Source organism: Cryptosporangium phraense (assembly GCF_006912135.1).
In the GTDB taxonomy this organism is placed as follows: Bacteria; Actinomycetota; Actinomycetes; order Mycobacteriales; family Cryptosporangiaceae; genus Cryptosporangium; species Cryptosporangium phraense.
Window position 1 is genome coordinate 96,147 of record NZ_VIRS01000018.1, and the last position, 23,543, is coordinate 119,689.

Annotated in this window: 21 protein-coding genes and 4 tRNA genes; 13 read left to right on the plus strand and 12 right to left on the minus strand. The window is 71.6% G+C overall.

Translation table 11 applies throughout. The features are described from left to right. Nucleotides 1-365 precede the first annotated feature (365 nt). From bldC to FL583_RS24430, 9 genes are all read left to right on the plus strand, one after another. The gene (gene bldC / locus FL583_RS24390; protein ID WP_035858691.1) at nucleotides 366-572 is read left to right on the plus strand and encodes a developmental transcriptional regulator BldC; all 207 of its coding nucleotides are present in this window, start codon (nucleotides 366-368) and stop codon (nucleotides 570-572) included. A gap of 184 nt (nucleotides 573-756) precedes the next feature. Next, a complete protein-coding gene (locus FL583_RS24395; RefSeq protein ID WP_142707140.1) occupies nucleotides 757-2,199 on the plus strand; it encodes a tetratricopeptide repeat protein in 1,443 nt (480 codons plus the stop codon). Continuing rightward, nucleotides 2,196-3,719, plus strand: a complete 1,524-nt coding sequence (locus tag FL583_RS24400; protein WP_142707141.1) for an Hsp70 family protein — start codon at nucleotides 2,196-2,198, stop codon at nucleotides 3,717-3,719. The genes FL583_RS24395 and FL583_RS24400 overlap by 4 nt, the downstream gene beginning before the upstream one ends. Nucleotides 3,720-3,834: 115 nt before the next feature. Then, the gene (locus tag FL583_RS24405; RefSeq protein ID WP_142707142.1) at nucleotides 3,835-4,104 is read left to right on the plus strand and encodes a hypothetical protein; all 270 of its coding nucleotides are present in this window, start codon (nucleotides 3,835-3,837) and stop codon (nucleotides 4,102-4,104) included. Between the two features lie 42 nt (nucleotides 4,105-4,146). Beyond that, nucleotides 4,147-7,116, plus strand: coding sequence for an FtsK/SpoIIIE domain-containing protein (locus tag FL583_RS24410; protein WP_142707143.1), 2,970 nt, complete (start codon nucleotides 4,147-4,149; stop codon nucleotides 7,114-7,116). Next, nucleotides 7,113-7,613: a hypothetical protein gene (locus tag FL583_RS24415; protein ID WP_142707144.1), complete on the plus strand. Its 501-nt coding sequence runs from the start codon at nucleotides 7,113-7,115 to the stop codon at nucleotides 7,611-7,613. Before FL583_RS24410 ends, FL583_RS24415 begins: the two co-directional genes overlap by 4 nt. Before the next feature lie 63 nt (nucleotides 7,614-7,676). Next, nucleotides 7,677-11,180: a UvrD-helicase domain-containing protein gene (locus FL583_RS24420; protein ID WP_142707145.1), complete on the plus strand. Its 3,504-nt coding sequence runs from the start codon at nucleotides 7,677-7,679 to the stop codon at nucleotides 11,178-11,180. A gap of 64 nt (nucleotides 11,181-11,244) precedes the next feature. Continuing rightward, entirely contained in the window at nucleotides 11,245-11,586 is a 342-nt protein-coding gene (locus FL583_RS24425) for a hypothetical protein (RefSeq protein WP_142707146.1), read from the plus strand. Between the two features lie 245 nt (nucleotides 11,587-11,831). Continuing rightward, entirely contained in the window at nucleotides 11,832-13,061 is a 1,230-nt protein-coding gene (locus FL583_RS24430) for an exonuclease domain-containing protein (protein WP_142707147.1), read from the plus strand. Between the two features lie 54 nt (nucleotides 13,062-13,115). On the opposite strand, the gene FL583_RS24435 is transcribed toward FL583_RS24430, so the two are convergent. Continuing rightward, on the minus strand, nucleotides 13,116-14,060 hold the full coding sequence (locus tag FL583_RS24435) for an FAD-dependent monooxygenase (RefSeq protein ID WP_142707148.1): 945 nt from the start codon (nucleotides 14,058-14,060) through the stop codon (nucleotides 13,116-13,118). 39 nt (nucleotides 14,061-14,099) lie between these two features. Here FL583_RS24435 and FL583_RS24440 point away from each other — a divergent pair, with 39 nt between their 5' ends. Next, nucleotides 14,100-14,660 (plus strand): TetR/AcrR family transcriptional regulator, encoded by a 561-nt coding sequence (locus FL583_RS24440; RefSeq protein ID WP_142707149.1) that lies wholly within the window; start codon nucleotides 14,100-14,102, stop codon nucleotides 14,658-14,660. A 904-nt stretch (nucleotides 14,661-15,564) separates the two neighbouring features. Here the strand turns inward: FL583_RS24440 and FL583_RS24445 are convergent. The 3 genes from FL583_RS24445 to FL583_RS24455 form a co-directional block, all read right to left on the minus strand. Further along, complete coding sequence (locus tag FL583_RS24445) at nucleotides 15,565-15,996, minus strand: response regulator (RefSeq protein ID WP_142707150.1); 432 nt, start codon at nucleotides 15,994-15,996, stop codon at nucleotides 15,565-15,567. A gap of 113 nt (nucleotides 15,997-16,109) precedes the next feature. Further along, nucleotides 16,110-17,306 (minus strand): LLM class flavin-dependent oxidoreductase, encoded by a 1,197-nt coding sequence (locus FL583_RS24450; RefSeq protein WP_142707151.1) that lies wholly within the window; start codon nucleotides 17,304-17,306, stop codon nucleotides 16,110-16,112. A gap of 58 nt (nucleotides 17,307-17,364) precedes the next feature. Continuing rightward, nucleotides 17,365-17,778 (minus strand): SRPBCC family protein, encoded by a 414-nt coding sequence (locus FL583_RS24455; protein ID WP_142707152.1) that lies wholly within the window; start codon nucleotides 17,776-17,778, stop codon nucleotides 17,365-17,367. 106 nt (nucleotides 17,779-17,884) lie between these two features. Here FL583_RS24455 and FL583_RS24460 point away from each other — a divergent pair, with 106 nt between their 5' ends. After that, nucleotides 17,885-18,580 carry an alpha/beta hydrolase gene (locus FL583_RS24460; protein ID WP_142707153.1) on the plus strand — a complete coding sequence of 232 codons (696 nt, stop codon included), beginning with the start codon at nucleotides 17,885-17,887 and terminating at the stop codon, nucleotides 18,578-18,580. Between the two features lie 830 nt (nucleotides 18,581-19,410). On the opposite strand, the gene FL583_RS24470 is transcribed toward FL583_RS24460, so the two are convergent. Continuing rightward, on the minus strand, nucleotides 19,411-19,878 hold the full coding sequence (locus FL583_RS24470; RefSeq protein WP_142707154.1) for a hypothetical protein: 468 nt from the start codon (nucleotides 19,876-19,878) through the stop codon (nucleotides 19,411-19,413). Between the two features lie 92 nt (nucleotides 19,879-19,970). Between FL583_RS24470 and FL583_RS24475 the strand changes: the two genes are divergently transcribed. Continuing rightward, complete coding sequence (locus FL583_RS24475; RefSeq protein ID WP_142707155.1) at nucleotides 19,971-20,279, plus strand: ArsR/SmtB family transcription factor; 309 nt, start codon at nucleotides 19,971-19,973, stop codon at nucleotides 20,277-20,279. A gap of 34 nt (nucleotides 20,280-20,313) precedes the next feature. Here FL583_RS24475 and FL583_RS24480 read toward each other — a convergent pair whose 3' ends face one another. From FL583_RS24480 to FL583_RS24505, 6 genes are all read right to left on the minus strand, one after another. Beyond that, on the minus strand, nucleotides 20,314-20,688 hold the full coding sequence (locus tag FL583_RS24480; protein WP_142707156.1) for a VOC family protein: 375 nt from the start codon (nucleotides 20,686-20,688) through the stop codon (nucleotides 20,314-20,316). Between the two features lie 95 nt (nucleotides 20,689-20,783). Continuing rightward, a complete protein-coding gene (locus FL583_RS24485) occupies nucleotides 20,784-21,185 on the minus strand; it encodes a nuclear transport factor 2 family protein (protein ID WP_142707157.1) in 402 nt (133 codons plus the stop codon). Between the two features lie 40 nt (nucleotides 21,186-21,225). Then, a tRNA-Phe gene (locus FL583_RS24490) sits at nucleotides 21,226-21,299 on the minus strand. A 49-nt stretch (nucleotides 21,300-21,348) separates the two neighbouring features. Next, nucleotides 21,349-21,423: transfer RNA gene (locus tag FL583_RS24495), tRNA-Asp, on the minus strand. 26 nt (nucleotides 21,424-21,449) lie between these two features. Then, a tRNA-Glu gene (locus FL583_RS24500) sits at nucleotides 21,450-21,522 on the minus strand. Between the two features lie 141 nt (nucleotides 21,523-21,663). After that, nucleotides 21,664-22,440 (minus strand): polysaccharide deacetylase family protein, encoded by a 777-nt coding sequence (locus FL583_RS24505; protein ID WP_142707158.1) that lies wholly within the window; start codon nucleotides 22,438-22,440, stop codon nucleotides 21,664-21,666. 287 nt (nucleotides 22,441-22,727) lie between these two features. Here FL583_RS24505 and FL583_RS24510 point away from each other — a divergent pair. Beyond that, a tRNA-Lys gene (locus tag FL583_RS24510) sits at nucleotides 22,728-22,800 on the plus strand. Nucleotides 22,801-22,865: 65 nt separating this feature from the next. Here the strand turns inward: FL583_RS24510 and FL583_RS24515 are convergent. Beyond that, the gene (locus FL583_RS24515; RefSeq protein ID WP_142707159.1) at nucleotides 22,866-23,462 is read right to left on the minus strand and encodes a TetR/AcrR family transcriptional regulator; all 597 of its coding nucleotides are present in this window, start codon (nucleotides 23,460-23,462) and stop codon (nucleotides 22,866-22,868) included. Nucleotides 23,463-23,543: the final 81 nt, after the last annotated feature.

The following is a 23,543-nucleotide window of genomic DNA, read 5'->3' on the forward strand; positions in this document are numbered from 1 at the left end:
AGACGATCTGACCTCCGCCGATTCGTCAGGTACACGCGGCAAAGGGACGGTCGCCTAATGAAGGCGGTTGGCCGGGCTAGTCGGGACAGACCGCCACGACCGACGACATGGCGGTATCCGTATTGGCCGAACGGTTGAGATGCGGTGAAACCGTCGTCGAAAGGGGGCCTACCTGCGGATACAGTCGCCCTACCGTCCTTTCGGACTACCGTCAGTAAACGGCTGGTATGCGCACGGTTCCCTTATTAGGCCGGATCGGTACGCAGGATCATCCTTTCGGCCCATGTCGGGCAAGGCGGACACCCGGGAGTATGAAGGGCAATGCGACGCCCTCCCCGTCGCATACCCCTCTGAAGGAGATTTCCATGGCTACCCGTACCCCCGAATCGGAGCCCCTGCTCACGCCGGCCGAGGTCGCGACCATGTTCCGGGTCGACCCGAAGACCGTCACCCGGTGGGCGAAGGCCGGCAAGCTCAGCGCGATCCGGACGCTCGGCGGCCACCGCCGGTACCGGGAGTCGGAGGTCCGGGCTCTCCTGGCCGGTATCCCCCAGCAGCGGACCGGCGACTGAGCTCAGCTCAGCCAAAAACTTCGGTGCGCGAGGCCAGTCGCCCCCACGACATTCCGGTCTCGACACTCAGCGCGACCTACGACGTTTCGTCGTAGGTCGCGCTTTCGTCTGTCGCGAAGACGCGAGGCTATAGTCCCAGCACACGGCCGCGCCCGAGCGGCGGAAGGACAGCGGAGGTCGCGCAGTGGGCAGCCTCGGGCCTGACGGGCCACCCGGGCCGACCGGCCCAGGGCCGGCCGGGCCGACAGGGTCGACCGGGCCCGGCCAGCTGGCCCCCGACGGCGACTACTTCGCGCTGCTCGGCCTCGATCGCCGCGCCGACGAAGCCACGATCCGCCAGCGCATCACCGCCGAACGTCGCAAGTGGCGTCGCCGCACGGCGGCGCCCGACATCGACGCTCGGCAGGAGGCCGAGCGCTGGATGGCCGCCCTCGACCTGGCCGAACGCACGCTGCTGGGCGGCGAGAGCCCCCGCCGGCCCCCGCTCCCGCCCGACGAGGACGCCAACACCGGCGCACCGCACGCGTCCGCCGCCACCGAGCCCCCGGAGACGCCACCGGACGGCGCCCGGCCCGGCCCACCTCCGCAAGCCCCGGCCGCGCGCGAATGGCTGGTCCGGGCGGTCGAGCAGCTCAAGAGCGGCCAGTCCGATCTGGCGATCTTCACCGCCCGCCGCGCGGTGGACGAGGACCCGCAGAACGCCTACGCCTGGTCGGTGCTGGCCGACGCGGCCGCCCGCTCCGACGACACCGAGACCGCCCAGTCGGCGATCGAGCGGGCGCTGGCCCTCGAACCCGAGTCCGCCCACCTGCACGCCGAGCGGGGCTGGATCCTCGACCGCGGCGGACGTCCCGAGCGGGCCGTCGCCGCCTACCGCACCGCCGCCGAGCTCGACACCGAACGGATCGACTACCGGGTCCGCATCGTCACCGCGCTGCTGCGGGCCGGCCGCGTCGACGAGGCCGTCCGCGAGGGGGAAGACGCCTACCGCGCCCGCCCCGACGACGGCGACGTCCGCACTGCGCTGGGCACCGCGCTGGCCGAGCGGGCGGTCGCGGCCCAGCACGAGCTCGAGGACGGCCGGCTGGTCATCGCCAGCGACGCCCAGGCCAGTTACGTCTACGCGCTGGCCAGCCGCGGCATCTCGATCCGGCCGGCCGACCCGGCCGTGCTGAACGACCTCGAGCAGCAGCGGGAGTACGCCCGCCGGGCCCGGCGCCGGAAGTTCTCCCCGAACGCGTTCCGGCGCAACTGGCGCTGGCCGGTCGGGCTCGGCCTGCTGTTGGTCTCGGGCTGCTGCTGTGCGCCGAACATCTGGCGGGCCAGCCAGGGCGGAGACCTCGTCCAGAAGTCGTTCGCTGTCGGGCTCCTGATCGTCGTGCTGACGTTTCTTGGAGCACTCCTGTACACCTGCTTCGAACCGGTCTACCGGCGCAACGCCGCGCTCATCGCCCGGACGGTGCCTCGGCGCGTCGGCCGCGGCCCCGGCGACCGGGCCGACGGCCAACCCGGCAAGGGCGGCTCGTTCCGGCCCGAGGCGGGCGACGACGAGCCCGACGACGCCCAGGCCGGTGGGCGCACCAGAGGCCGCCGCATTCCGTGGCGCAGAGGCGGGGGTACGGCATGAGCGCGATCGGCATCGATCTGGGCACGACGTTCTCGGCAGCGGCCGCGGTGGCCGAGAACGGCGAGCCGTACATCCTGCGCAACCGCGAGGGCCACTCCACGACCCCGTCGGTCGTCTGCTTCCGCGACAACAAGCCGGTGGTCGGGCTGGCCGCGCGCCGGTCGGTGACCGCGGCGCCGGCCGACTGCGTGGAGTTCGTCAAGCGGCACATGGGCGACCCCACCTGGCGATTCCCGACCACGACCGGTGAGGAGTACAGCGCCGAGCAGATCAGCGCGCTGATCCTCAAGCGCGTCGCCGAGGACGCCTCGACCGCGCTCGGCGCGCCCGCGTCCGAGGCCGTCATCACGGTGCCGGCCTACTTCGACGACGCCCGCCGCAAGGCCACCGCCGACGCCGGGGAGATCGCCGGGCTCGACGTCCTCCGGGTGCTCAACGAGCCGACGGCGGCCGCGCTGGCGTTCGGCTACAACGCCGACCGCGAGGAGACGCTGCTCGTCTACGACCTCGGCGGCGGGACGTTCGACTGCACGGTCATGCGGATGGGCTACGGCCGGTTCGACGTCCTGGCCACCGCCGGTGACCGCAACCTGGGCGGGTTCGACTTCGACAACGCGCTGATGATCCACGTCGCCGAGCTGCTGCAGAAGGCCACCGGCCTGTGGCTGCTGGCCCCCGGCCTCGACGACGGCGAGACCGAGGCGATCCTGCGCGAGCACTGCGAACAGGCCAAGCGCCAGCTCTCCACGCTCCCCGAGGCGAAGATCTCGATGGACGTCGACGGCGGCGAGCACGTCGTCACCGTGACCCGGCCCACGTTCGAGGCGCTCACCCGCCCGCTGCTCCGGCGCACCGAGGAGATCGTCCAGGAGGTCATGGAGGAGGCGGCGGTCGGTTTCGGCCGGCTGGGAAGCGTCCTCATGGTGGGCGGGTCGACCCGGATGCCGATGGTGACCGCCATGGTGGAGAAGGTGACCGGCGTGCGCGCCGACCGTTCGGTCCATCCGGACGAGGCGGTCGCGCTCGGCGCGGCCGTTCTGGCCGACGTGCTGGCGAACGCGCGCCGGAAGCCGGAGGGCCGTCCACGGCGGACCGTGAGCGTGAACGACGTCACATCGCAGGGCGTCGGGGTGGTCGCCCGGGCGCGCAACAGCGGCGAGCAGGTCAACTCGATCGTCATCCCGCGCAACACCCCGATCCCGTGCCAGGGCCGGCGGCGGTTCCGGACCCTGGCCGAGAACCAGCGCGAGGTGTTACTGGTGGTCACCGAGGGGGACGACCAGGACCTCCGGTTCGCCACCGTCGTCGGCTCGGCCCGGCTGGCTATCCCGCAGAAGTCCGGCGCGGTCGAGTTCGACATCGTGATTTCGTACGACGCCGACGGCATCATCCACGTCTCGCTGACCGAGCCCGACGACGGCCAGCAGATCGCCGAGTTCGACATCGACCGTCAGGCCAATCTGGACGCCGCCGACATTCATCGCATGCGCGCTGCCCTCCGCAGCCTCGAGGTCGGGTGACCGGGGTTTACCCTTTGCGGTTGGATGGGGCGGGCGCAGGATTGGTGTGCCAATCCAGCGGCTACCCTATTTACTGGTAGTTCGCACAAAGACACTGAAGGTGAGGGCAAGCTCGGTGTCATCTGCTTCGAAGCTCGTCCAGGTGCGACAGCAGCTCTCCGCGCTGTCCGAACGGTCCACAAAGCTGGCTACGCAGCTCCTCGCGACGAAGCAGAGCTTCACCCAGACCATCTCCGCAGTCCAGGGGACGATCGGCGGCTCGGCGCGGAAGACCGACCTGAACATGGTCGCCGCTCTCCAGGCCGCGGAGAAGAAGCTGGAGGAAGCGGCGGCGGCACTCCAGCACGCGTCTTCCGAGGGCAAGAAGTTCGCCAGCACCCTGTAGCCCCAGGACTCGGCCGCGGTAGGTGAGGAGACGACGCGTCGGATGATGCCTCCACGCACGAACGAGTCCGGCGGTGGACCGGGCGGTCCGGGCACCCGCCGGGCCGGTGGACGCTGGTCCCGGGCCCGCCGCGAGAACGACCGACCTCCGCAGGACCGGCTGCGCGACGACTCGCCGCTGAGCGGCGGCGACTCCGAGGGCGACCCGCTGCCCGACGAGGAACGCCAGATCCGCACGACGTTCCTGCGGCTGCGCGGCACGGTCGACGCGATCCTGGCCGCGTCCGACGCCGGCCGCAGCGCCGCCACCGGCGCCTACGACATCGCCGAACGGGACGCGGCCCGCCGCACGCACCGGGCGATCGAGCGGGCCGGCGCCGAGGCCGACGCGGCCTACGAGCACGCCCGCGACATCCTGGGCAACCGCGCCCAGCGGATCGCGCCGTTCGCCGCGTCCGCCGACTGGGACGATCCGGGCTGGCGCTCGGCCGACTTTCTCGGCGGCCGCGGCGAAGGCGACGAGCCGGTCCGGCACCTGCGGCTCGGAACGCTCTCGGTGCCCGGCGCCGGTCAGCGCACCGGCCACGCGAAACCCGATCACCTGCCCGCGCTCATCCCGCTGCTCGACGTCGCCTCGCTCGGGCTGATCGCCGAGGGCGACGACCGCGAATGGCCGATCGGCACCATCCACGCGCTGCTGCTGCGAGCGCTGGCCACCCAGCCGCCCGGGCGGCTGGAGATCGTCACCTACGACCCGCGGATCCGGGGCGTCACGAGCCCGTTCTCGGCGCTGCGCAAGGCCGGCAACGACCTGCTGGCCGACCCGCTGGCCACGCCGGCCGAGCTGACCAAGCGGCTGATCCAGCTGCGGGCCGCGGTGATGCGCGTCGCCGAGCTGGCCGGTGCGCACGGCGAGACGAGCCTGGGCGGCCTCACCAGGACCACCGGCGTGCAGCCCGAGCCGTACCGGCTGCTCGTCGTCTGCGACTACCCGTACGGCATCGACGGCGACGCCCAGACCGAGCTGATCCGGCTGGCCGAGGGCGGTCCGCGCCGAGGCGTCTCGCTGCTCGTCCACCACGACCCGCGGGTGCCGCCGGACGCCAACGTCGACCCGGGCGACCTGCTCAAGCACCTGAACACGGCCCGGGGCCGGAACTCGGCGGTGACGGTCAACGCGTTGCCCGCGGTGACGGTCCGGCCCGATGACGCGCCGAGCCGCCAGCTGATCGAGAGCGTGTCGGCGCGGGTCGCCGAAGGGGCCCGGCGGGGTGCGGCTCCGGTCGTCGACTTCTCCGCGCTGCTGCCGCCCGCCGGCGAGCTGTGGTCGGAGAGCGCGATCAGGGGCATGACCGCGAAGATCGGCCGGTCGGGGTTGGACGTCGTCGAGCTCGAGCTGCGCGGCTCCGACCCGTCGCTGCCGAACGTGCTGATCGGCGGGGCGTCCGGGCAGGGCAAGTCGAACCTGCTGCTGGTGCTGCTCCATTCGATCGCTGCGAGTTACTCGCCCGACGAAGTCGCGATGTTCCTGCTCGACTTCAAGGACGGGCTGGAGTTCGACCGGCTCGGCCCGCGTCCGGGGCGTCCCTGGCACCTGCCGCACGCCCGGGTGCTGGGCCTGGAGGGCGACCGCGCGTTCGGGCTGGCCGTGCTGCGCTACCTCGACGGGGAGTTCCGCCGCCGGGCCGAGCAGTTCCGGCTGGCCGGCGCGAACGACCTGGCCGGCTACCGGACGCTGCGTCCGAACGAGACCGTGCCCCGGCTCCTGCTGGTGATCGACGAGTTCCAGGTGCTGGTCGCCGAGGACGACGACATCGCCCGGGCGTCGATCGTGATCCTGGAGACGCTGGCCCGCCGTGGCCGCGCGGTGGGCGTCCACCTGGTGCTGGCCTCGCAGACGTTGAGCGGCATCGAGACGCTGGTGACCAAGGAGCGGTCGATCTTCGGCCAGTTCCCCTGGCGGGTGTCGCTGAAGACCGAGGCGTCGGAGTCCGAGGCGGTGCTCGGGCGGCAGAACACCGAGGCCGCCCAGCTGCGGTTCCGGGGCGAGATCGTGCTCAACCGCGAGTACGGCGACCCGGCCCACAACCGCCGGGGTGTGGTCGCCTACGCCGACGAGCATCTGCTCGACGAGCTCCGTCGCGAGCTCTACGAGCGGGCCGGCCGTCCGATGGCGCCCCGGGTCTTCTACGCGGCCCGGCCGTCCGACCCGAACCTGCTCACCGCGGCGCTGCAGCGGGTCCTCATCGACGCCCCGCCCGGCGACGACACGAAGTTCGCGCTGCTCGGTCTGCCCGTCGACGTCGACCCGGCGCCGGTCGCGTTCGGACTCACCGCCGACCCCGGCCGCACGCTGGCGATCGTCGGCGACGGCCGGGACGACGCGTTCGGCACGCTCGGGGCCGTCGTCTGGTCGCTGGCCGCCCAGCACGTCCGCGGCGGGGCCGAATTCGTGCTGCTGGACGCCGTCGGCGGTGACGCCGGTTCGCCGGAGACCGCGCTGCTCGCGGAAGCGGCCGGGGCGTACGACCACAAGGTCCACCACCACACCGGCAGCGCGGTCGGGCGGGGCCTGTCCGAGCTGGCGGAGATCGTCGACGAGCGGATCGCGACCGGCGGGAAGCACGCCGACCTCACCGCGGAGCGGCGCCCGGTCTACGTGCTCGGCATCGGCCTGCACCGGGCCGCCCGGCTCGACCACTACGACGACACCGGCACGGCGCCGACCGACGCGCTGCGGACGCTGGTGCGCGAAGGCCCGCTGGTCGACGTCCACCTGATCGGCTGGTGGAACAGCCTGCGGGTGTTCAGCGAGCACCTCGGGTACGAGTTCACGTCGCTGGTCGGGGGTTACGTGTTCCTGCGGGCGCCGGAGGCCGACGTCCAGGGCGTCCTCGGGCCCTACCTGCGGTACGAGCCGCAGGCGCACCGGGGTCTGTTCTGCGACCTCTCGCACGGTGGCCGGCCGGTGCCGGTGGTGCCGTTCGGGCTGCCGAACGGAGGTGGGCAGTGAGCCAGCCTCCCGAGCTGGATACGGAGTGGATCCACTACCTCGAGGCGGTCAAGGGGCTCGCCGGCCTGCCGAACCTGGTCGACGAGCGCCGCCGCAGCGCGAAGGCCGACGAGGAGGCGGCGATCGCCCGAGCGACGACCGCGCGCGAACTCGCCCTGAAGCGGTGCGACGACTGGCAGACCTACGGCAAGCGGACGCTGGCCAACTCCGAGGCCCGGCTGGTGGCCGCGCACATCCTGGTACCGGACGCGTCCGCGGCGCCGACGATCTCCTACGACGCGCCCGAGCCGCTGATCGAGGGGCTGGAGCTGCTCGACAAGAAGCTCGCGGCCGAGGTGGCCGGGCTGAACGAAGCCCGGCGGGCCGGGCGGGCGAGGGCGATGGAACGGGCCGCTGAAGCTGCCCGCAAAGCCGCCCTCCGCCGGGAACTGCTGCGCATCGGCGGCCTCATCCTGCTGATAGTGCTGGGCGCGCTGCTGCTCCGCGTCATCTTCTGAGGGTTTCCACAGGCGGGCGTGGCGGGTCCGCGAGACCACTGTGGCTCGTGGGACGATGAACCGATGCCGCGCCCCTCGTTGTTCCACGCGGACCTGCACATCCACTCGAAGTACAGCCGCGCCTGCAGCCGGGATTGCGACCTCGAGCACCTCACCTGGTACGCCAAGCGCAAGGGGCTGACCCTCGTCGGCACCGGCGACTTCACCCACCCGGCCTGGAACGCGCACCTGCACGACACGCTGGTCGAGGCCGAGCCCGGCCTGTACCGGCTGAACGACGATCTCGCCCGATCAGTCGACCGGACCCTCCCCGGCATCGTCGCGGCCAGCACGGTCCGGTTCATGCTCAGCGTCGAGATCTCGACGATCTACAAGCGAGACGACAAGACACGCAAGGTCCACCACCTCGTCTACCTGCCCGACCTCGAGGCCGTCGACCGCTTCAACACCACGCTCGCCCGCATCGGCAACATCGCGTCCGACGGTCGCCCGATCCTCGGCCTCGACTCGCGCGACCTGCTCGAGATCACGCTCGAGTCCAGCCCCGACGGGTACCTCGTCCCCGCGCACATCTGGACCCCGTGGTTCGCCGCGCTCGGCTCGAAGTCGGGCTTCGACGCGATCGCCGACTGCTACGCCGACCTCGCCGACAACATCTTCGCGGTCGAGACCGGGCTGTCGTCCGACCCGTCGATGAACTGGCGGGTCTCGTCGCTCGACAAGTACACGCTGGTCAGCAACTCCGACGCGCACTCGCCGCCCGCGCTGGCCCGCGAGGCGCACAGCTACGAGACCGCGCTCGACTACTTCGCTGTCCGCGATGCTCTGAAGACCGGCGACGGCTACGCGGGCTCGATCGAGTTCTTCCCCGAGGAGGGCAAGTACCACGCCGACGGGCACCGGGCCTGCAACCTCAGCTGGCAGCCGGCCGAGACGATCGCGGCCGGTGGCACCTGCGAGGTCTGCGGCAAGCCGGTCACGGTCGGCGTGCTGTCCCGGGTCGAGGCGCTGGCCGATCGCCCCGAGGGCGAGCGTCCACCCGGGAAGGCCGCCTTCCGCAACCTGGTGCCGCTGCCCGAGATCGTCGGCGAGATCCACTCGGTCGGGCCCCGCAGCAAGACCGTCACCCGCGAGGTCGACGGGTTGGTCGCCGCGCTGGGCCCCGAGTTGGACATCCTGACCGAGGTGCCGGTCGACCAGGTCGCCGCGGTCGGCGGTGAGGTGCTCGGTGAGGCGATCGGCCGGCTCCGGCGCGGCGAGGTCATCCGGCAGCCGGGCTACGACGGCGAGTACGGCGTGATCCGGCTCTTCGAGCCGGCCGAGCTGAAGGCGTCTTCCGGAGCGTCCGCGCTCTTCGATCTGCCCGAGCAGGATGATTACGCGGTGCGGCGAACCACCGCCGGTAGGTCCCTCGCGGGAAACGCGGACGGCCGGGGAACCGCCGGTTCGGGCCGCGCCGCCGCCGTCGCTGCCGGTCCGGCGTTCCCCGCGATGAGCGCGTCGTCGGTCGCCGCCCAGGCCGGAACCGCCGCCCGGGGCTCGGCCGAGGGGCCGGGTTCGGCGGGGCCGGGTTCGGCGGCGCGAGGCTCGGGTGCGGCGCGGGGCGGGGCGGCTGGGCGCGGGCGGGGCAACTCGGCGGTGGGGCGCGCGGCGGATCCGGCCGCTCTGCTCGAGACGGCGGGCATCCCGGCCCCGCGCGGGGTCGACACCGCCCCCGACGGGAACACCGCCCGGGGCGAGACCCCCGCCCGGGGCGGAACCCCCGCGCGGGGCGCGCAGGACCCGGCGGGGCTCGCCACGCACGGCGGGGCCTCGTACGGCGGCCCACCGCCGTCCGGCCCGGACGAGCCAGCGGCGGCCGGCCCGGCAGGCGTAGAAATCGAACTTCCACTACAGATCCCCGACCGAGGGGTGCTGGAGGGACTGGATCCGGAGCAGCGGGCGGCGGCGGGCGCGGCCGACGGGCCGCTGCTGGTCGTGGCCGGGCCGGGGACGGGGAAGACGCGGACGCTGACGCACCGGGTCGCGTACCTGGTGGCCGAGCGCGGGGTGGCGGCGGAGTCGTGTCTGGCGATCACGTTCACGCGGCGGGCCGCGGGGGAGCTGACTTCGCGTTTGGCCTCGCTGCTGCCCTCCGGCGAACCGTTCGTGGCGACGTTTCATGCGCTCGCCTTGGCGATCTGCCGGGAGCAGTTCGCGGCGCTGGGTTTCGCGGAGCCACCGTCGGTCGCGGACGACGCGGACCGGGACGCGGTGCTGGCCGAGCTCGACCTGCCGGCGGGGTCCGCGGTGCCGGACGCGTTGGCCGAGGGGTACCGGAAGCGCTTGCGGGCCCGGGGGCTGCTGGAGCTGGACGAGCTGGTCCGGTCGGCGACGCCGTTCGCGGCCGGGTACCGGTCCCGCTGGCCGTACGTGCTGGTGGACGAGTACCAGGACGTGGACGCGGAGCAGTACGCGCTGTTGCGTGAGCTGGTGCCGTCGGACGGGAACCTGTTCGCGATCGGGGATCCGGACCAGTCGATCTACTCGTTCCGGGGCGCGGACGTGGGGTTCTTCCTGCGGTTCTCGGCGGACTTCCCGTCGGCGACCGTGGTGACGCTGACCCGGAACTACCGGTCGGCGCCGCCGATCGTGGCGGCCGCGGTGCAGGTCGTGCGGCCGGGGACGCTGGTGCCGGGGCGGGGTCTGTCGGCCGAGCGGCGGGATCTGGGCGCGGCCCGGCTCGTCGTGCACTCGGTGGCGTCGGAGGCCGAGGAGGCCGGGTGGGTCGCGGCGACCGTGGACGCGCTGGTCGGCGGGGCGTCGTTCCATTCGCTCGACTCGGGCCGGGCCGACGGGGTCGTCGAGGAGCACTACGACTTCAGCGACGTGGCCGTGCTGTACCGGACGGACGCGCAGTCGCGGGCGTTGCAGTCGGCGTTCACGTCGGCGGGCTTGCCGTTCCAGAAGCGGGGGATCGACCGGCTGTCGTCCCGGCCCGGGGTGTCGTCGGTGCTGCGCGAGATGGCGCTGCTGCCCGGGTCGGTGGCGCAGCGGCTGCGGGCGGCCGGGGCCGTGCTGGCCGCCCGGTCGGCCGCGCCCGACCTGTTCTCGGCCGAGGACGTCGGGCTGCGCGAGTCGGACGTGTGGGCGGCGGTCGAGTTGCTGCGGCCGAGCGCGTCGGAGTTCGGGGAGGACCTCGACGGGTTCCTGTCGTTCGTGTCGCTGGGCGCGGAGGTGGATGCGCTGGACGCCCGCGCCGACGCGGTGTCGATGTTGACGCTGCACGCGGCCAAGGGGCTGGAGTATCCGGTGGTCTTCCTGGTCGGGGCCGTGGACGGCGTGCTGCCGATGCGGTTCGGGGGTGCGTCGGATCCGGAGCAGGAGGCCGAGGAGCGGCGGCTGTTCTTCGTGGGCGTGACCCGGGCCCAGAGGCGTTTGTTCGTCTCGGCGCCGAGGGAGCTGGGGCGGCGGGGGCAGACGAAGCTGACGCCGTTCCTGGAGCCGGTAGACGAGGGGTTGCTCGACCGGACCGGAGCCTGGGAGGCCCCGAGGCGCCCAGCCGCCCGCCAAATGCGCCTGATCTGACCTGCCGTTATACGCCGAGTAATCGGTGTTACTCCGCGTTGGCTCGGTGCGCTGCGTACAGCCTGTGAGCCTTGCGCCCGGTGACCTCATGGCACATCGGGAGCTCCGCGATCTGCTCGGGCAGCTTCAGGGAAACGGGGCGTTCAGAGCGCTGCTCGACTGCTTGATGGAGAAATTTGCGGAGATCGGGCTTCCGGAAGTGGACTACTCCGGTTCTCTCGCTCAGCGGGAAGCGGAGTTCCTGATGACCGTGGAAGCCTCGGACTTCGAATCGGCGGTGATCGTCGCGATGGGCGACCTTCGAACGGCGCTGCATGCGGCCGAGTGCGCGACCCCGGACTGGCCTGACGTGCACACGCTGACCGAGTCGATCCGGCGAATCCAGCCGGATCTGGCCGACGCCTAGGCCCTGTCCTGCGAATCTCGCTCGCAGCGAGGCACCGCTCAGCCGTCGTCAGGCAAGGCGGAAGGATGTCCGGATACCGCTGTTGTATCCGGACATCCCGACAACGCGGCCTGGCGGCGGCTGAGCGGAGCCGCAGCCGAGCACGGATTCGCAGGACAGGGCCTAAGCGCCCGAGGTCTCGATCGGGCGGAGTTTCGGGCTGAGCGCTGGTGGCGGGGGCGGGTGGGTGGCCTATCCTCGACGCGATGAGCGTGACGACTGAAGCCGGGGCCCCGACGTGGGTCGTCATCGACGCCGAAACCACGGGGCTGTCTCCCAAGGAACACCGGATCGTCGAGCTCGCGGTCGTGGTGCTCGACGAGCGGGGCAACTCGATGGGCGAGGCGGCCACGCTGCTGAACCCGGGCACCGACATCGGTCCGGCCGACGGGCACGGCATCCGCAACGAGGACGTCCTCGACGCGCCCCGGTTCGAGGAGCTGGCCGGCTGGCTGGTCGAGTGGCTGCGCGGCAAGGTGCTCGTCGGGCACAACCTGCTGTTCACCTCGGCCTTCCTGGACGAGGAGTTCCGACGCGCCGGGTTCGAGATGCCGCACGTCCCGGCGATCTGCACGATGACCAACGCGCCCCGCTACCTGCCCTCGCTGCCCGGCCGCACGCTCGAGCAGTGCTGCGCCGCGGCCGGCATCCCGCTCGACGGCCCGCGCTCGGCGCTGACCCACGCCCGCGCGGCCGGCGCGCTGTTCGGGACGTTCCTGGCCCAGCGTCCGACGCTGCCGTCGCCCTGGGTGCAGTACATCGAGCGGTCCCGCCGGATGACCTGGCCGCGCGTCCCGATGGTCGACTTCCAGATGGCTCCGCGTGCCGACGAGGACGAGTGGGAGGCCGGCGACCCGGAGCAGACCGCGATCGTCAGTCCGGAGATGGCGAAGATGGCGGCCGCGTACGCCGGGATGTCGTCCGGAGCCGCGCCCGCCCCGGTGGCCGAGGCGCCGGCCGTCGACAGCGAGTTCGTCGCCGAGGTGGTCGAGGACGCGCCGCGGTCGCCGGAGGAGTCCGGGCCGGTCAGCGCGTACCTCGGGGCGCTGGACAACGCGGTGTCCGACCGCGTGCTCTCGTTCACCGAGGCGATCCACCTCAAGGACCTCGCGGGCGCGCTGGCGATCTTCGAGGCCGAGCAGAACGACGCGCACCGGCAGTACGTCCGGACGCTGGCCGCGACGGCCTGGGCCGACCGGCAGGTCACCGACGAGGAGCGGGCCGACCTCGTGGCGGTGGGCAAGCTGCTCGACCTGTCGGAGAACGAGGTCGACGGGCTGATCGAGGAGACGAACCCGGACGCCGACGAGGGCTCGGCTCCGGCGGTGGCGGCGAGTACCGAGTACGAGGCCGGGTGGTACCCGGATCCGTACGGTCAGCCGGGGTTGCGGTGGTACGACGGCAAGGCGTGGACGCACCACACGCACGCGTCTTAGGCTGCGTTTCGCAGGTTGAGGCCCACGGTGGGCTGCTGGCCTTTGAAAATGGGTCTAAGTCTGGATGCGGCTGAGCAGGCGGGACGCGCGGGCCAGGCGTTGGGTGGGGCGGCGGCGCAGTTCGTCGTAGTTCTCCAGGCCGTTCGTGGCCAGGCAGTCGGCGTCGATCAGGGCCTGGCAGGCGCCCTGGCCGAGGGAGGGTGCCATCGCATGGGCCGCGTCCCCGAGCAGCGCGACGTTCCGGTGGACGTAGGTGCGCAGCGCCGGCGCCAGGTCGTGGACGTCGTGGCGGAGGACGTCGGTGGCGAGGCCGAGCACGGTCGGGATCGGCTCGGGGTAGTGCGCCAGGCGTTCCCGCAGGTCGTCGAGTGTCGGACGGGTGTGTTGCGGAGCGCGGAGGGCGACGTAGAAGTTGGTGCGGCCGCGTTCGACCGGCGTGACGCCGACGAGGATCCCGCGGCCCCAGACCTCGCCGTAGGGTCCGAACTCGCCGTCGACGACGCCACGGATCGCGACGAAGCCGAGGTAGCGGGTTCGTGTCTGGGGGGCGACGGCGGTTCGGATCGTGCTGCGGTAGCCGTCGGCGGCGACGATCAGGTCGTGGGGCAGGTCGGTGGGCCGGTCGACGGTAATGCCGGTGTGGATTGTCTTTGCTGGTAGCGCGTTGGCCAGCGTCCGGATCAGGGTGGTGCGGGGGACCATCAGGACCGGGGCGCCACCGGATCGCTCGATGCGTTCGAGGGGTAGCGGCGCGATGCGGCGGCCTTTCGGGGTACGGACGTGGGCGGTTCGGTAGGGGACCCCGACGGCCTGGATCTGATCGCCGACGCCGAGGCGGCCGAGGGCGCGTTGGGCGTCCGGCCAGAGGCCGATCGCGGTGCCGAGGTCGACGATCTGCGGCCAGCGTTCGAGCACGGTGACGTCCCAGCCGCGGTTGCGGAGGGCGATCGCGGCGGCCAAGCCGCCGATTCCGGCGCCTACTACAGCTGCAGTACGCATGCCTCAAGACGGTACTACGGACGTAGTAAGGTCGGCGGAATGTTGGGGAGAAAAGCCCAGGTACTGGCCGCGGCCGTGCGTGTTCTGGGAGGTCAGGGCACGCGGGCGTTGACGCATCGGGCTGTGGACAGCGAGGGCGGCCTGCCGGCCGGGACGACGTCGAACTACTTCCGGAGCCGGGATGCGCTGCTGTCCGGGATCCTGGGCTACTTGCTCGAGCAGGAGACGTCGGCGTTCGCGTCGCTGGCCGGGGCGCCGCGTCCGGTGTCGGTGGACGAGCTGGCGGCTCGGTTGGGGGCGTTGTTGCGGGAGTTGGCCGGGCCGGCGCGGACGTTGACGTTGGCCCGGCACGCGATCTTTCTGGAGGCGGCGCATCGGGAGTCGCTGCGGGTGGAGCTGCTGACCTGGAGCGAGACGCTGTGGGCGTGGGGTGGGGAGTGGCTGACGGCTCTGGGGTCGCGGGAGCCGGTGGCGCATGTGCGGCAGGTTTTGGCGTTTGCGGATGGGTTGTTGATGGATCGGTTGGCGAGGGGTGGGGAGGGGGAGTTTGCGCCGGAGGAGCCGCTGGCGGCGTTGCTGGGAGCTTTGCTGGAGGGTTGATCGCTGCGGGGGTTGCTGGCGGTTGAAGCTGTTGTGTTGGCCGAAGTTGGCTTGCGGGGTGGGGCGGGTCGATTTGATGGCCGTGACCGTTGACAGAGCGGTGGGCGTGCGGCTGGCCGAGGGTCGGTGGTGTTCGGGCGCGCGATCCGGGGGCTTGGCTGAATGTGGGCTGCGGGTGGCGACTTACGCCCGTGGCGGCCCTATTCGCACCATGCCCGCCTGCGCCTGCGCCTGCGCTTCCGCGGCCCGCGTGCCCAGTTACAGCGGCCCCGTCTGCGCTACGACCTGCTGTGCAATCGTCCGGGCCGCCCGACTCCAGCGCCCTTATCCGCGCCGCGCTCTCTGCGCCACCACCCGTCACGCGCTCAACTGCAGTGCTTGCGGCGGCGGGCAGGCGTAGGTGGGCGGGGATCTCCGGGAGAGCGGGGCGTGGGCTGTGGCGGCGGGTGCGTTTGGGGTCAGGACGTCTCGCGGCGGAGGCAGGCTCGGCGGGAGGGTGCTGATGAGCGCTCGGTTGCGAACGGGACACCGCTTGGCTCGATCGGATGTGGCCTGGCGCGACCGCGATGAGGCCGAGGGCCGGCGCTCACCTACCGGGTGAACCCGCGCCCCTCGCGAGGCGATCTGGCACCCGCCCGCACGTGAGCCCGCACCGTTCGCCGAAGCAATTCGGCGTCTCACCGTGGCCGACCGCGGCTCCGAGGTGTCCGAGCCGACACTCTTGGCGGGCAGGCGGGCAGGCGGGCAGGCGGGCAGGCGGGCAGGCGGGCAGGCGGGCAGGCGGGCAGGCGGGCAGGCGGGCAGGCGGGCAGGCGGGCAGGCGGGCAGGCGGGCAGGCGGGCAGGCGGGCAGACGAGGGTCGCCCGTGGGGGGCGGTCGGACTTCTTGCGTCGCGGTCCGGCCGCTAGCGGGGCAGGCGGACCGTTCGGCCGTAGAACGTTTCGATCTGCTGCACGATCGCCGTGAACTGGTCGAGATCGACCGGCTTGGTCACGAACGCGTTGGCGCGTAGCTGGTAGCTGCGCAGGACATCCTCGTCCAGCGCCGACGTCGTCAGCACCACGACCGGGATCGACCGGAGCTCCTCGTCGCCCTTGACTTCGGCCAGCACCTCGCGGCCGTCCATCCGAGGCATGTTCAGGTCGAGCAGGATCAGCTGCGGCCGCGGCGCGTCGGTGTGCGGCTCCTGGCGCCGGAGAAAGGCGATCGCCTCGACGCCGTCCGAGACGACGTGCAGGCGGCTATCGATCTCGTTGGCCTCCAGGGCTTCTTCGATCATCAGCACGTCACCGGCGTCGTCGTCGACGACCAGAACCTCGAGTGGGGGTGTGGGCATGTCCTACTCTCCGGTGCCGTCGGTACGTCGGCGCACTGTACCGCTGGCGGATGGTTTCACGTGGAGCAGCGGTCGCGTCTTCGCCGGGACCTGATCACCGTCACCGCGCCGCCTCACTGCGGGGCCAGCGGTGCCAGCGACCGGCCGGCCGAACCCGCGAACGGGATGTCGACCGACGGCGTCTCGAGCGTCGCCGCCGCGGGGTGTTCCCAGAGCCCGCGCGCCCGGAGCAGCGGCAGGACGCCCTCGCCGAACCAGTACGCCTCCTCCAGATGGGGGTAGCCGGACAGCACGAACTCCGACAGCCCGAGCTCGCTCAGCTCGACGATCCGATCGGCCACCTCGGCGTGGCTGCCCACCAGCGCGGTGCCCGCGCCGCCGCGGACCAGCCCGACCCCGGCCCAGAGGTTCGGCGAAATTTCCAGGTCGCGCAGCGTGGTGCCGGCCCGTCCGCGGTCGTGCAGTTCGGCCATCCGGCGCTGCCCCTCGGACTCACTCTGCGCCAGGCCGGCCTGCACCCGGGCGATCGTCGCCGGGTCGAGCGCGGACAGCAGCCGATCGGCCTCGGCCCACGCCGCCTCGGACGTGTCGCGGCTGATCACGTGGAGGCGGATGCCGTACCGCAGCGTGCGATTGCGCTGGGCGGCCAGGTCTTTGATCCAGTCGATCTTCGCCCTGACCTGCTCGGGCTTCTCGCCCCAGGTCAGGTAGACGTCCGCGTGCTTGGCCGCCACGTCGCCGGCGGCCGGGGACGAGCCGCCGAAGTACACGTCGGGAATCGGGTCGGGGACGCGGCTGAGCTTGGCGTCCTCCACCTGCACGTGCCGGCCGTCGAGGGTCACGGTCTCACCCCGCCAGAGGCGGGTGACGACCTCGAGGAACTCGCCCGTCCGCTGGTAGCGGCCCTCCTTGTCGAGGAAGTCCCCGAACGCCCGCTGTTCCTTGCTCTCGCCCCCGGTGACGACGTTGAGCAGCAGCCGGTCGTGGGCGTGGCGCTGGAACGTCGCCGCCATCTGGGCCGCGAGAGTCGGCGAGAGCATCCCGGGCCGGAACGCGACCAGGAACTTCAGCCGCTCGGACGCCTGAGCCAGCATCGCGGTGGTGAGCCAGGCGTCGTCGCACCAGGCGCCGGTCGGGGTCAGCGCACCGACGAAGCCGAGCTGCTCGGCCGCCCGGGTGATCTGGGTGAGGTAGCCCAGCGAGGCCGGTCGGTCGCCCGCGGCCCGCCCGAGATCGACGCCGTGACCGCCCGCGACGAGATTGCGGCTGTCGCCCATCGTCGGCAGGAACCAGTGGAACGTGAGGCTCATCGGGGTCCCTCTCTCCGGGTGCTCCAGCATCCAACCCTATCGGCCCGGTAGGTAAAGCTCAGCCGTCTGACAGTGCGGCTTCGATCGCCTCCAGCACCCGCCGCCAGTGCTCACGCTGAGCGGCGCGCTCGTCGACGTCGGCAAGTCGTTCTTGGTGGAAGCGGACGCTCGTGCCGCCGGCCGCGGGCCGGACCACGACCTGGACGGTGCTGTCGTGGGACCAGCCTGGCGGCTGCCAGGTGACGCGGAGCCGGTCGCCTGGGCGGAAGCTGCGGACCTCGCCGGTGGTGCCGTCGTCCGTGTCGTAGCGGGCACCCTTCTCCGGGGTGAGCGTTGCACCCGGGCCGAGCCACAGGCTGAGGCCGGGTGGGGACGTGAGGAAGCTCCAGACCTCCTCCGGCGGGTGCGGCAGCGTGCGTGAGACGCCGATCTGCCAGCCGACGTCCTTGGTGAGGCCGACGGTGTTTTCCATGGGGCGAGTCTGGCGGGTGGGTCCGACAGTTTCCTTCAGAGCGCAAACCTTCCGCTGGGCGCGGAATCTGCGCGGTCGGGTCGGAGGGCCGTGGTTGCCTGACGGCATGCGCTTGATCTTCGTGCACGGGGCCTGTGTTCGTGATGGTGACTGGTGGTGGCACCGGATGGTGGAGCCGCTGGCCGCGGCCGGTGTCCGCAGTCGTGCGGTCGCGTTGCCGAGCTGCCGCGGTGATGTCGGTTCGGCGGTCGGTGACTTTTATGACGACGTGGCGGCGGTGCGGGTCGTGCTCGATGAGGACGACGAGCCGGCGGTGTTGCTGGGGCACTCGTACGGGGGTGCGGTGATCACGGATGCTGGGGCTGGGCACCCGGCGGTGCGGCGGGTCGTCTATTTGGCTTCGGTGATGCCGGATGTGGGGGAGTCGCAGGCGACGGTTGTTGGTGACGGGCCGGCGCCGTGGCTCGATCCTGGCTCGGACGGAACGATCGGCGTGCTGCCGGAGAGTGTTCGGGAGCTGTTCGTGCAGGACTGCGACGGACCGACGCAGGATGCGGCGGTGGAGCGGCTGACTCGGCAGTCGATCGTGGTGTTCGGGCAGCCGGTGCGGGGGGTGGCTTGGCGGGAGGTGCCGAGTACTTATGTGGTTTGTTTGGAGGATTTGGCTACTCCGGCTGGGGTGCAGCGGGAGCGTGGGGGGAGGGCTGGAGAGGTTGTGGAGATTGGGGCTGGGCATCATCCGTTTCTTTCGCGGCCGGGAGAGTTTGCTGAGCTTCTGCTCGGGGTGATGGGGGTCCGCTGATTCTGGTCGTTTGCGGGGTGCCCTGATCGGGTGGTGCGTGGGCCGGCGCATGCGGGGTCGGGGCGTCGGCGATGCACCGTGGAGGGGCCACCCTCGGCCGGGGTTGGAGGGGTGCATCCCCAGCCGGGGAGGGACGATCGGGGGATGCATCGGCCGGACGCCCGGCGTCCGGCGCCGGGCGGCTCGGCGCGGGCTGCGCGCCTCCCGCGGGGCGGGCGCGAGCAGGCCCTCCGGTGGGCGCAACCCGGTGCGGGGTGGCGCTGGTCAGCGCGAGCTCGGCCTCTCAGGGCGGGCGCACACGGGCGGGGCACGCCTGTCGCTGGGGGGCGGCCGACGACGGCGACCTTCCGGCGGGCACCCCTCGGCGGAAACCTGTTTACGGGCCAGTCCTCGGACGGGCCCGGTCTCCGGCGGGTGTGGTCTCCGGCGGGCTCGCGCCTACGGTCCTTTCCGACGCGCGTCCGCTGATGCCGATGGCGCTCTCCGGCCCCGGCCCGGCCCCGGCCCTCCGGCCCCGGCCCCGGCCCTCCGGCCCCGGCACGTCCCTCCGGCCGGCGTCCCTCCGGTCCCGGCCCGGACTGTCCCTCCGGCCTCGCGCCTCCGGAAGGTCGGCCGCAAGCGGGCGGCGCCCGGGACGGCCCCGGGGGCCGCCCTGGCACCCCGGCGGTACCCCCCCAGCGGCTCCGAGGCCCCCGGCGGCACCCCGGGTGGGCGGACCCGGCATCCCCGGCGGCACCACCCCCGGCGGCCCGGCCCCGGCCCCGGCGCTCCCGGCGGCCCCCCGGGCGGCCCCGGACCCCGCGGCGCCCCCCGGGTGGCTCCGGTGGTGGCTAGGGGGAATCGACGGCGGCCCACTCCTCCAAGTTGCTCAGTACCTCTCGGATCGGCTGGTGCGTCGCTTGCGCGAGCCTCCGCAGCAGCTCGTTCTCGATCTTCACGTGCGCGGCCAACTGCTGACTGACCAGATCGGACGTCGGCGTGCTGATCGCATCGCCCATCGCTACGGCGCCGGCCATGAACGCGTCCGCCACCGTGCTCGGGCGTCGGAGGAGGAATTCGCGCTGTAGGTCGTCGGGATCGGGCTCTACGGTCGCGGTGCCGTAGACGGCGGCCCAGGAGGCTACGGCCGCGGGGACCGTGGCCCGGTCAGCGTGCAGAGACTGGAGCAGAGCGACCGCGCCGTGGACCGCGGACGCCACACCCTCCTTGTCGTCGGAACCGGCGGGCAGCCGGTCGGTGGTGAATTCGTCGTCGCCGAGCCCGAACCAGTCGTCGGTGGGCTCGTCGCTGTCGAACATCCGTGCCTCCCCTGACATCGTCGAAGGCACCGTAGCGGCGACCACCGACGATTTCCGGGCGTCGCATATTCCTGTCCGGTTATATTTGTGAGGTGACCACTTCGTTCGCGGTGCTGGCCGAGCCGACCCGGCGTCGGATCCTCGATCTGTTGCTCGAGCGTCCGCGTCCGGTGAACGAGCTGGTCGACGAGCTCGGGCTGAGTCAGCCCGGGACGTCGAAGCATTTGAAGGTCTTGCGGGACGCCGGGCTCGTGCGGGTCCGGCAGGACGCGCAGCGTCGGTGGTACGAGCTGCGGCCGGAGCCGCTGGCCGAGATCGACAGCTGGCTCGCGCCCTACCGTCGCCTCTGGGGCCGGAGCCTGGACGCGCTCGAGGCGCACCTGGACGCGCACCCGGACTGAGCCCGGCGGCCTGGAGGGCCGCCGGGCCCAGGCCTCAGCCGGCCGCGCGTTCGGACGCGCTGCGTTCCACGCAGAACTCGTTGCCCTCCGGGTCGGCCAGCGTCACCCAGCCGGTTCCGTCCGGTTTCCGGTGATCCCCGACGAGGGTGGCGCCGAGCTGCAGCGCGTGCTGCACCTGTTCGTCGCGGGTGCCGGTCTCCGGCTGCAGGTCGAGGTGGACGCGATTCTTGACGGTCTTGCCCTCGGGAACCGGGATGAACAGGAGACCCGGATCGCCGGCGAGGAGGGCCTCGGGGTCGTCGGGGTGGTTCGGGTTCTCGGGATCCTCGGTGTACCCGGTGAGCGCGGACCAGAACTGGGCCAGCGCGTAGGGGTCAGCGCAGTCGAATGTGATGTGCCTTACACGCATGCATTGTCCTTAGCGACAGCGCCTCGCCAGTGCGAGGCGCGGGGTTGATGGACGTCATCGCCGCACCTCCTTTCGCTCGGCCTTCAGTCTCGCAGTCAGCGGAAGTCGTTTTCGGCGAGCGGGATCACCCAGGCGCGTCGCTCGGCGATCTTGCCGTCGCGGATCACGAAGACCTCGGCCATCGACATGCGGACCGGATCACCGTCCTTCTGCGGAGCCCAGCCGCTGAGCTCGGCCATCACCGTGTCACCCTCCTCGACCATGCGCACCACGTCGAGACGGGGCGGGCCGACGAAGTCGGGGCCGTCGATCGCCGCGTCGTAGGCGTCCTTGCCGGTCAGAAAGAAGTGGCCGAAGACGGTCCAGCGGATGTCGTCGGCCAGGCAGGACAGGATCTTGGCGTGGTCGTTGGTGCGGAAGCCGTCGAGGTAGGTGTTGACGAGTTCCTTGTTCGCGCTCATGTCGGCCAGTCGTAGCGGACGCGCGGATCTCGACATGAAAAAAGCACCCTCGTGGAGGGTGCTTCGGGTACCTCGGTGGCCAGGGGCGGGGTCGAACCGCCGACCTTCCGCTTTTCAGGCGGACGCTCGTACCAACTGAGCTACCTGGCCGGGTGCGGCGACGCCGCTCCGCTGCCGCACCTTGGTGCGACAGCGAGAGCGGTCCCGACGGGATTTGAACCCGCGACCTCCGCCTTGACAGGGCGGCGAGCACTCCGAGCTGCTCCACGGGACCTGGTCCGGGTAGACCGGGTCTTGCCGTGCCCCCAACGGGATTCGAACCCGTGCTACCGCCTTGAAAGGGCGGCGTCCTGGGCCACTAGACGATGAGGGCGTGATCCCGAACGGCGTTCATGTTGTCACACATGATCGCCGGGCGGCGCACCCACCCCGTCCGCGTCGGGAGCGGTTCCCAGCATAGGCGACAACGCCACCAGTTACCAAAAGCGGGGGTGGGGCCTTGCGTTTGCCCAGCTCAGAGTCGGGTGAGGCGGTACTTGGAGGTCAGCGAAGGCAGCAGGACCTTCAGCGCAGCCACGCTGCGGGAGCGATCCCCGCCTCCGTCGTGCATGAGGACGATCACTCCGGGGGCCATCCGGGCCCGCACCCGGGACACGATCGTGCTGGACGGGGGCTTCATCCAGTCCTTCGGGTCCACCGACCAGCCGATCGACGCCATCCCGAGCGACCGGGCCGCGGAGACGATGACGCCCGACCAGTTGCCTGCGGGCGCCCGGAAGTACTTCGGGGTGATGCCGCCGCTGGCCTTCTTGATCAGCGCGTTGGTCTGTCGGAGATCCGACAGGATGGCCGCCCGCGACTTCTTCTTCAGGTGCTCGTCGTGGTGGGTCGTGTGGTTGCAGAGCGTGTGCCCGTCCTGGGCGATCTTCCGCACGAGGTCGGGGTGAGCTTTGACGTTGACGCCGATCAGGCAGAACGTCGCCTTGACGTGGTACTTGCGTAAGAGGGCGAGGACCTGGGGGGTCCAGCGCGGGTCCGGGCCGTCGTCGAACGTGAGGGCCACGTTCTTGGAGCCGGTGTAGAAGTAGGGCGTTGACGCGGGCTTGAGTAATGGCTTTTGAGCTTTCGGGGCCGCCTGGGTGTGGGTCAGCACGGTTCCGCCTTCGCCGGCGGCGGGCCGGCCGGCCGCAGCGATCCAGGTGCCGCTCGCGGGCTGCTGGCCGGCCAGCGTGCCCACGAGTGCCACGGCCAGCGCCACCACGGCGCCGAGGCTGAGTAAAGCTCGCGTCATCGTCCCTGCCTGTCACTAATGCCTGCGATGCGTTGGAACGTAACGTCCGTTTGCAAGGCTTCCAGGTGGGTAGGAATAGCCGGTTATCGGTGTCCACCCTGGTCAGCACTGTGGGGCACGGAAAGTGCGGTGCGCGGCAAGTGTCGGGAAGTTGGCACGTTCGGACGGTTGGGGCGGTCGACCGTTCAGAATCCGCGGGCCGGTCGAACCGGGTACCGTAGCGTCCGATCCCGGGCCGGGGGATGTCTGTCGTCGTTCGTCGTCCGGTCTGAGAGACTGGAGGGACCGGGCCGTTAGCTCAACTGGCAGAGCAGCGGACTTTTAATCCGCGGGTTCTGGGTTCGATCCCCAGGCGGCCCACCCGTAGGTCCATGTGCAAACGGCACAACGTCGAACAAGACCGGCGGTGCACCTGATTCGACGTGTCAGTCTCGGCCGGTCGGGGTGTTGCCTACCAACAGGGCGATCGCGGCCGCGCATGCGTGTTCCCCTGCGCGTGCAGCCTCCTGGTGGGCGGCGACGACGGTCGCTCCTTCGACGAGCATGAGCCATTGCCGTCCGAGGACGGCCGGGTTCACGGCGCCGGCGCGCTCGGCGATGTTGGTCAGCAGCGCGAGGTAGCGCTCCAGGTGGCGCGCGGTGATGGCGCCCACTGCTTCGTCGTGGTGCTGAGCCGCCGCGTTGACCATGGCGCAGCCGCGAAAGGCCGGGTCGTCGTACCAGCTCTGGAGAGCGTGGAACGCGGCGGTGAGTTGGTCGGCGGGGTTCGGACCGGCGGCCGCGACGGCCTCGGTCAGCCAGCGGAACACCCGATCGCTACGCGCCTCCAGGGCGGCGTGGACCAGACCGTCCTTGGTGCCGAAGTGTCGGTAGAGCGTCTCCTTGGACACCCTGAGACGAGCACATAGTTCAGCGATGCCGATGCCGTCGAGGCCACGCTCGTACAGAAGCGGTATGGCCGCGTCCACGATCGCGGCTCGGGTTCGCGAGGGGTCGATCGTCGAGCCTTTGGGAACCGGCATGACCAAGATAGTACCGGTCGGTTCGATCAGCTGCTACGTTTTGATCGTACCGACCGGTTCGATCTCTGGAGACGTCATGCC

Coding starts and splice junctions, on each gene's coding strand:
- FL583_RS24460 (WP_142707153.1), top strand. CDS start 17,885: ATGCGCTTGATCTTCGTGCACGGGGCCTGTGTTCGTGATGGTGACTGG.
- FL583_RS24430 (WP_142707147.1), top strand. CDS start 11,832: ATGAGCGTGACGACTGAAGCCGGGGCCCCGACGTGGGTCGTCATCGAC.
- FL583_RS24410 (WP_142707143.1), top strand. CDS start 4,147: ATGATGCCTCCACGCACGAACGAGTCCGGCGGTGGACCGGGCGGTCCG.
- FL583_RS24505 (WP_142707158.1), bottom strand. CDS start 22,440: ATGACGCGAGCTTTACTCAGCCTCGGCGCCGTGGTGGCGCTGGCCGTG.
- FL583_RS24440 (WP_142707149.1), top strand. CDS start 14,100: ATGTTGGGGAGAAAAGCCCAGGTACTGGCCGCGGCCGTGCGTGTTCTG.
- FL583_RS24450 (WP_142707151.1), bottom strand. CDS start 17,306: ATGAGCCTCACGTTCCACTGGTTCCTGCCGACGATGGGCGACAGCCGC.
- FL583_RS24445 (WP_142707150.1), bottom strand. CDS start 15,996: ATGCCCACACCCCCACTCGAGGTTCTGGTCGTCGACGACGACGCCGGT.
- FL583_RS24480 (WP_142707156.1), bottom strand. CDS start 20,688: ATGCGTGTAAGGCACATCACATTCGACTGCGCTGACCCCTACGCGCTG.
- FL583_RS24435 (WP_142707148.1), bottom strand. CDS start 14,060: ATGCGTACTGCAGCTGTAGTAGGCGCCGGAATCGGCGGCTTGGCCGCC.
- FL583_RS24485 (WP_142707157.1), bottom strand. CDS start 21,185: ATGTCGAGATCCGCGCGTCCGCTACGACTGGCCGACATGAGCGCGAAC.
- bldC (WP_035858691.1), top strand. CDS start 366: ATGGCTACCCGTACCCCCGAATCGGAGCCCCTGCTCACGCCGGCCGAG.
- FL583_RS24455 (WP_142707152.1), bottom strand. CDS start 17,778: ATGGAAAACACCGTCGGCCTCACCAAGGACGTCGGCTGGCAGATCGGC.
- FL583_RS24470 (WP_142707154.1), bottom strand. CDS start 19,878: ATGTTCGACAGCGACGAGCCCACCGACGACTGGTTCGGGCTCGGCGAC.
- FL583_RS24515 (WP_142707159.1), bottom strand. CDS start 23,462: ATGCCGGTTCCCAAAGGCTCGACGATCGACCCCTCGCGAACCCGAGCC.
- FL583_RS24400 (WP_142707141.1), top strand. CDS start 2,196: ATGAGCGCGATCGGCATCGATCTGGGCACGACGTTCTCGGCAGCGGCC.
- FL583_RS24420 (WP_142707145.1), top strand. CDS start 7,677: ATGCCGCGCCCCTCGTTGTTCCACGCGGACCTGCACATCCACTCGAAG.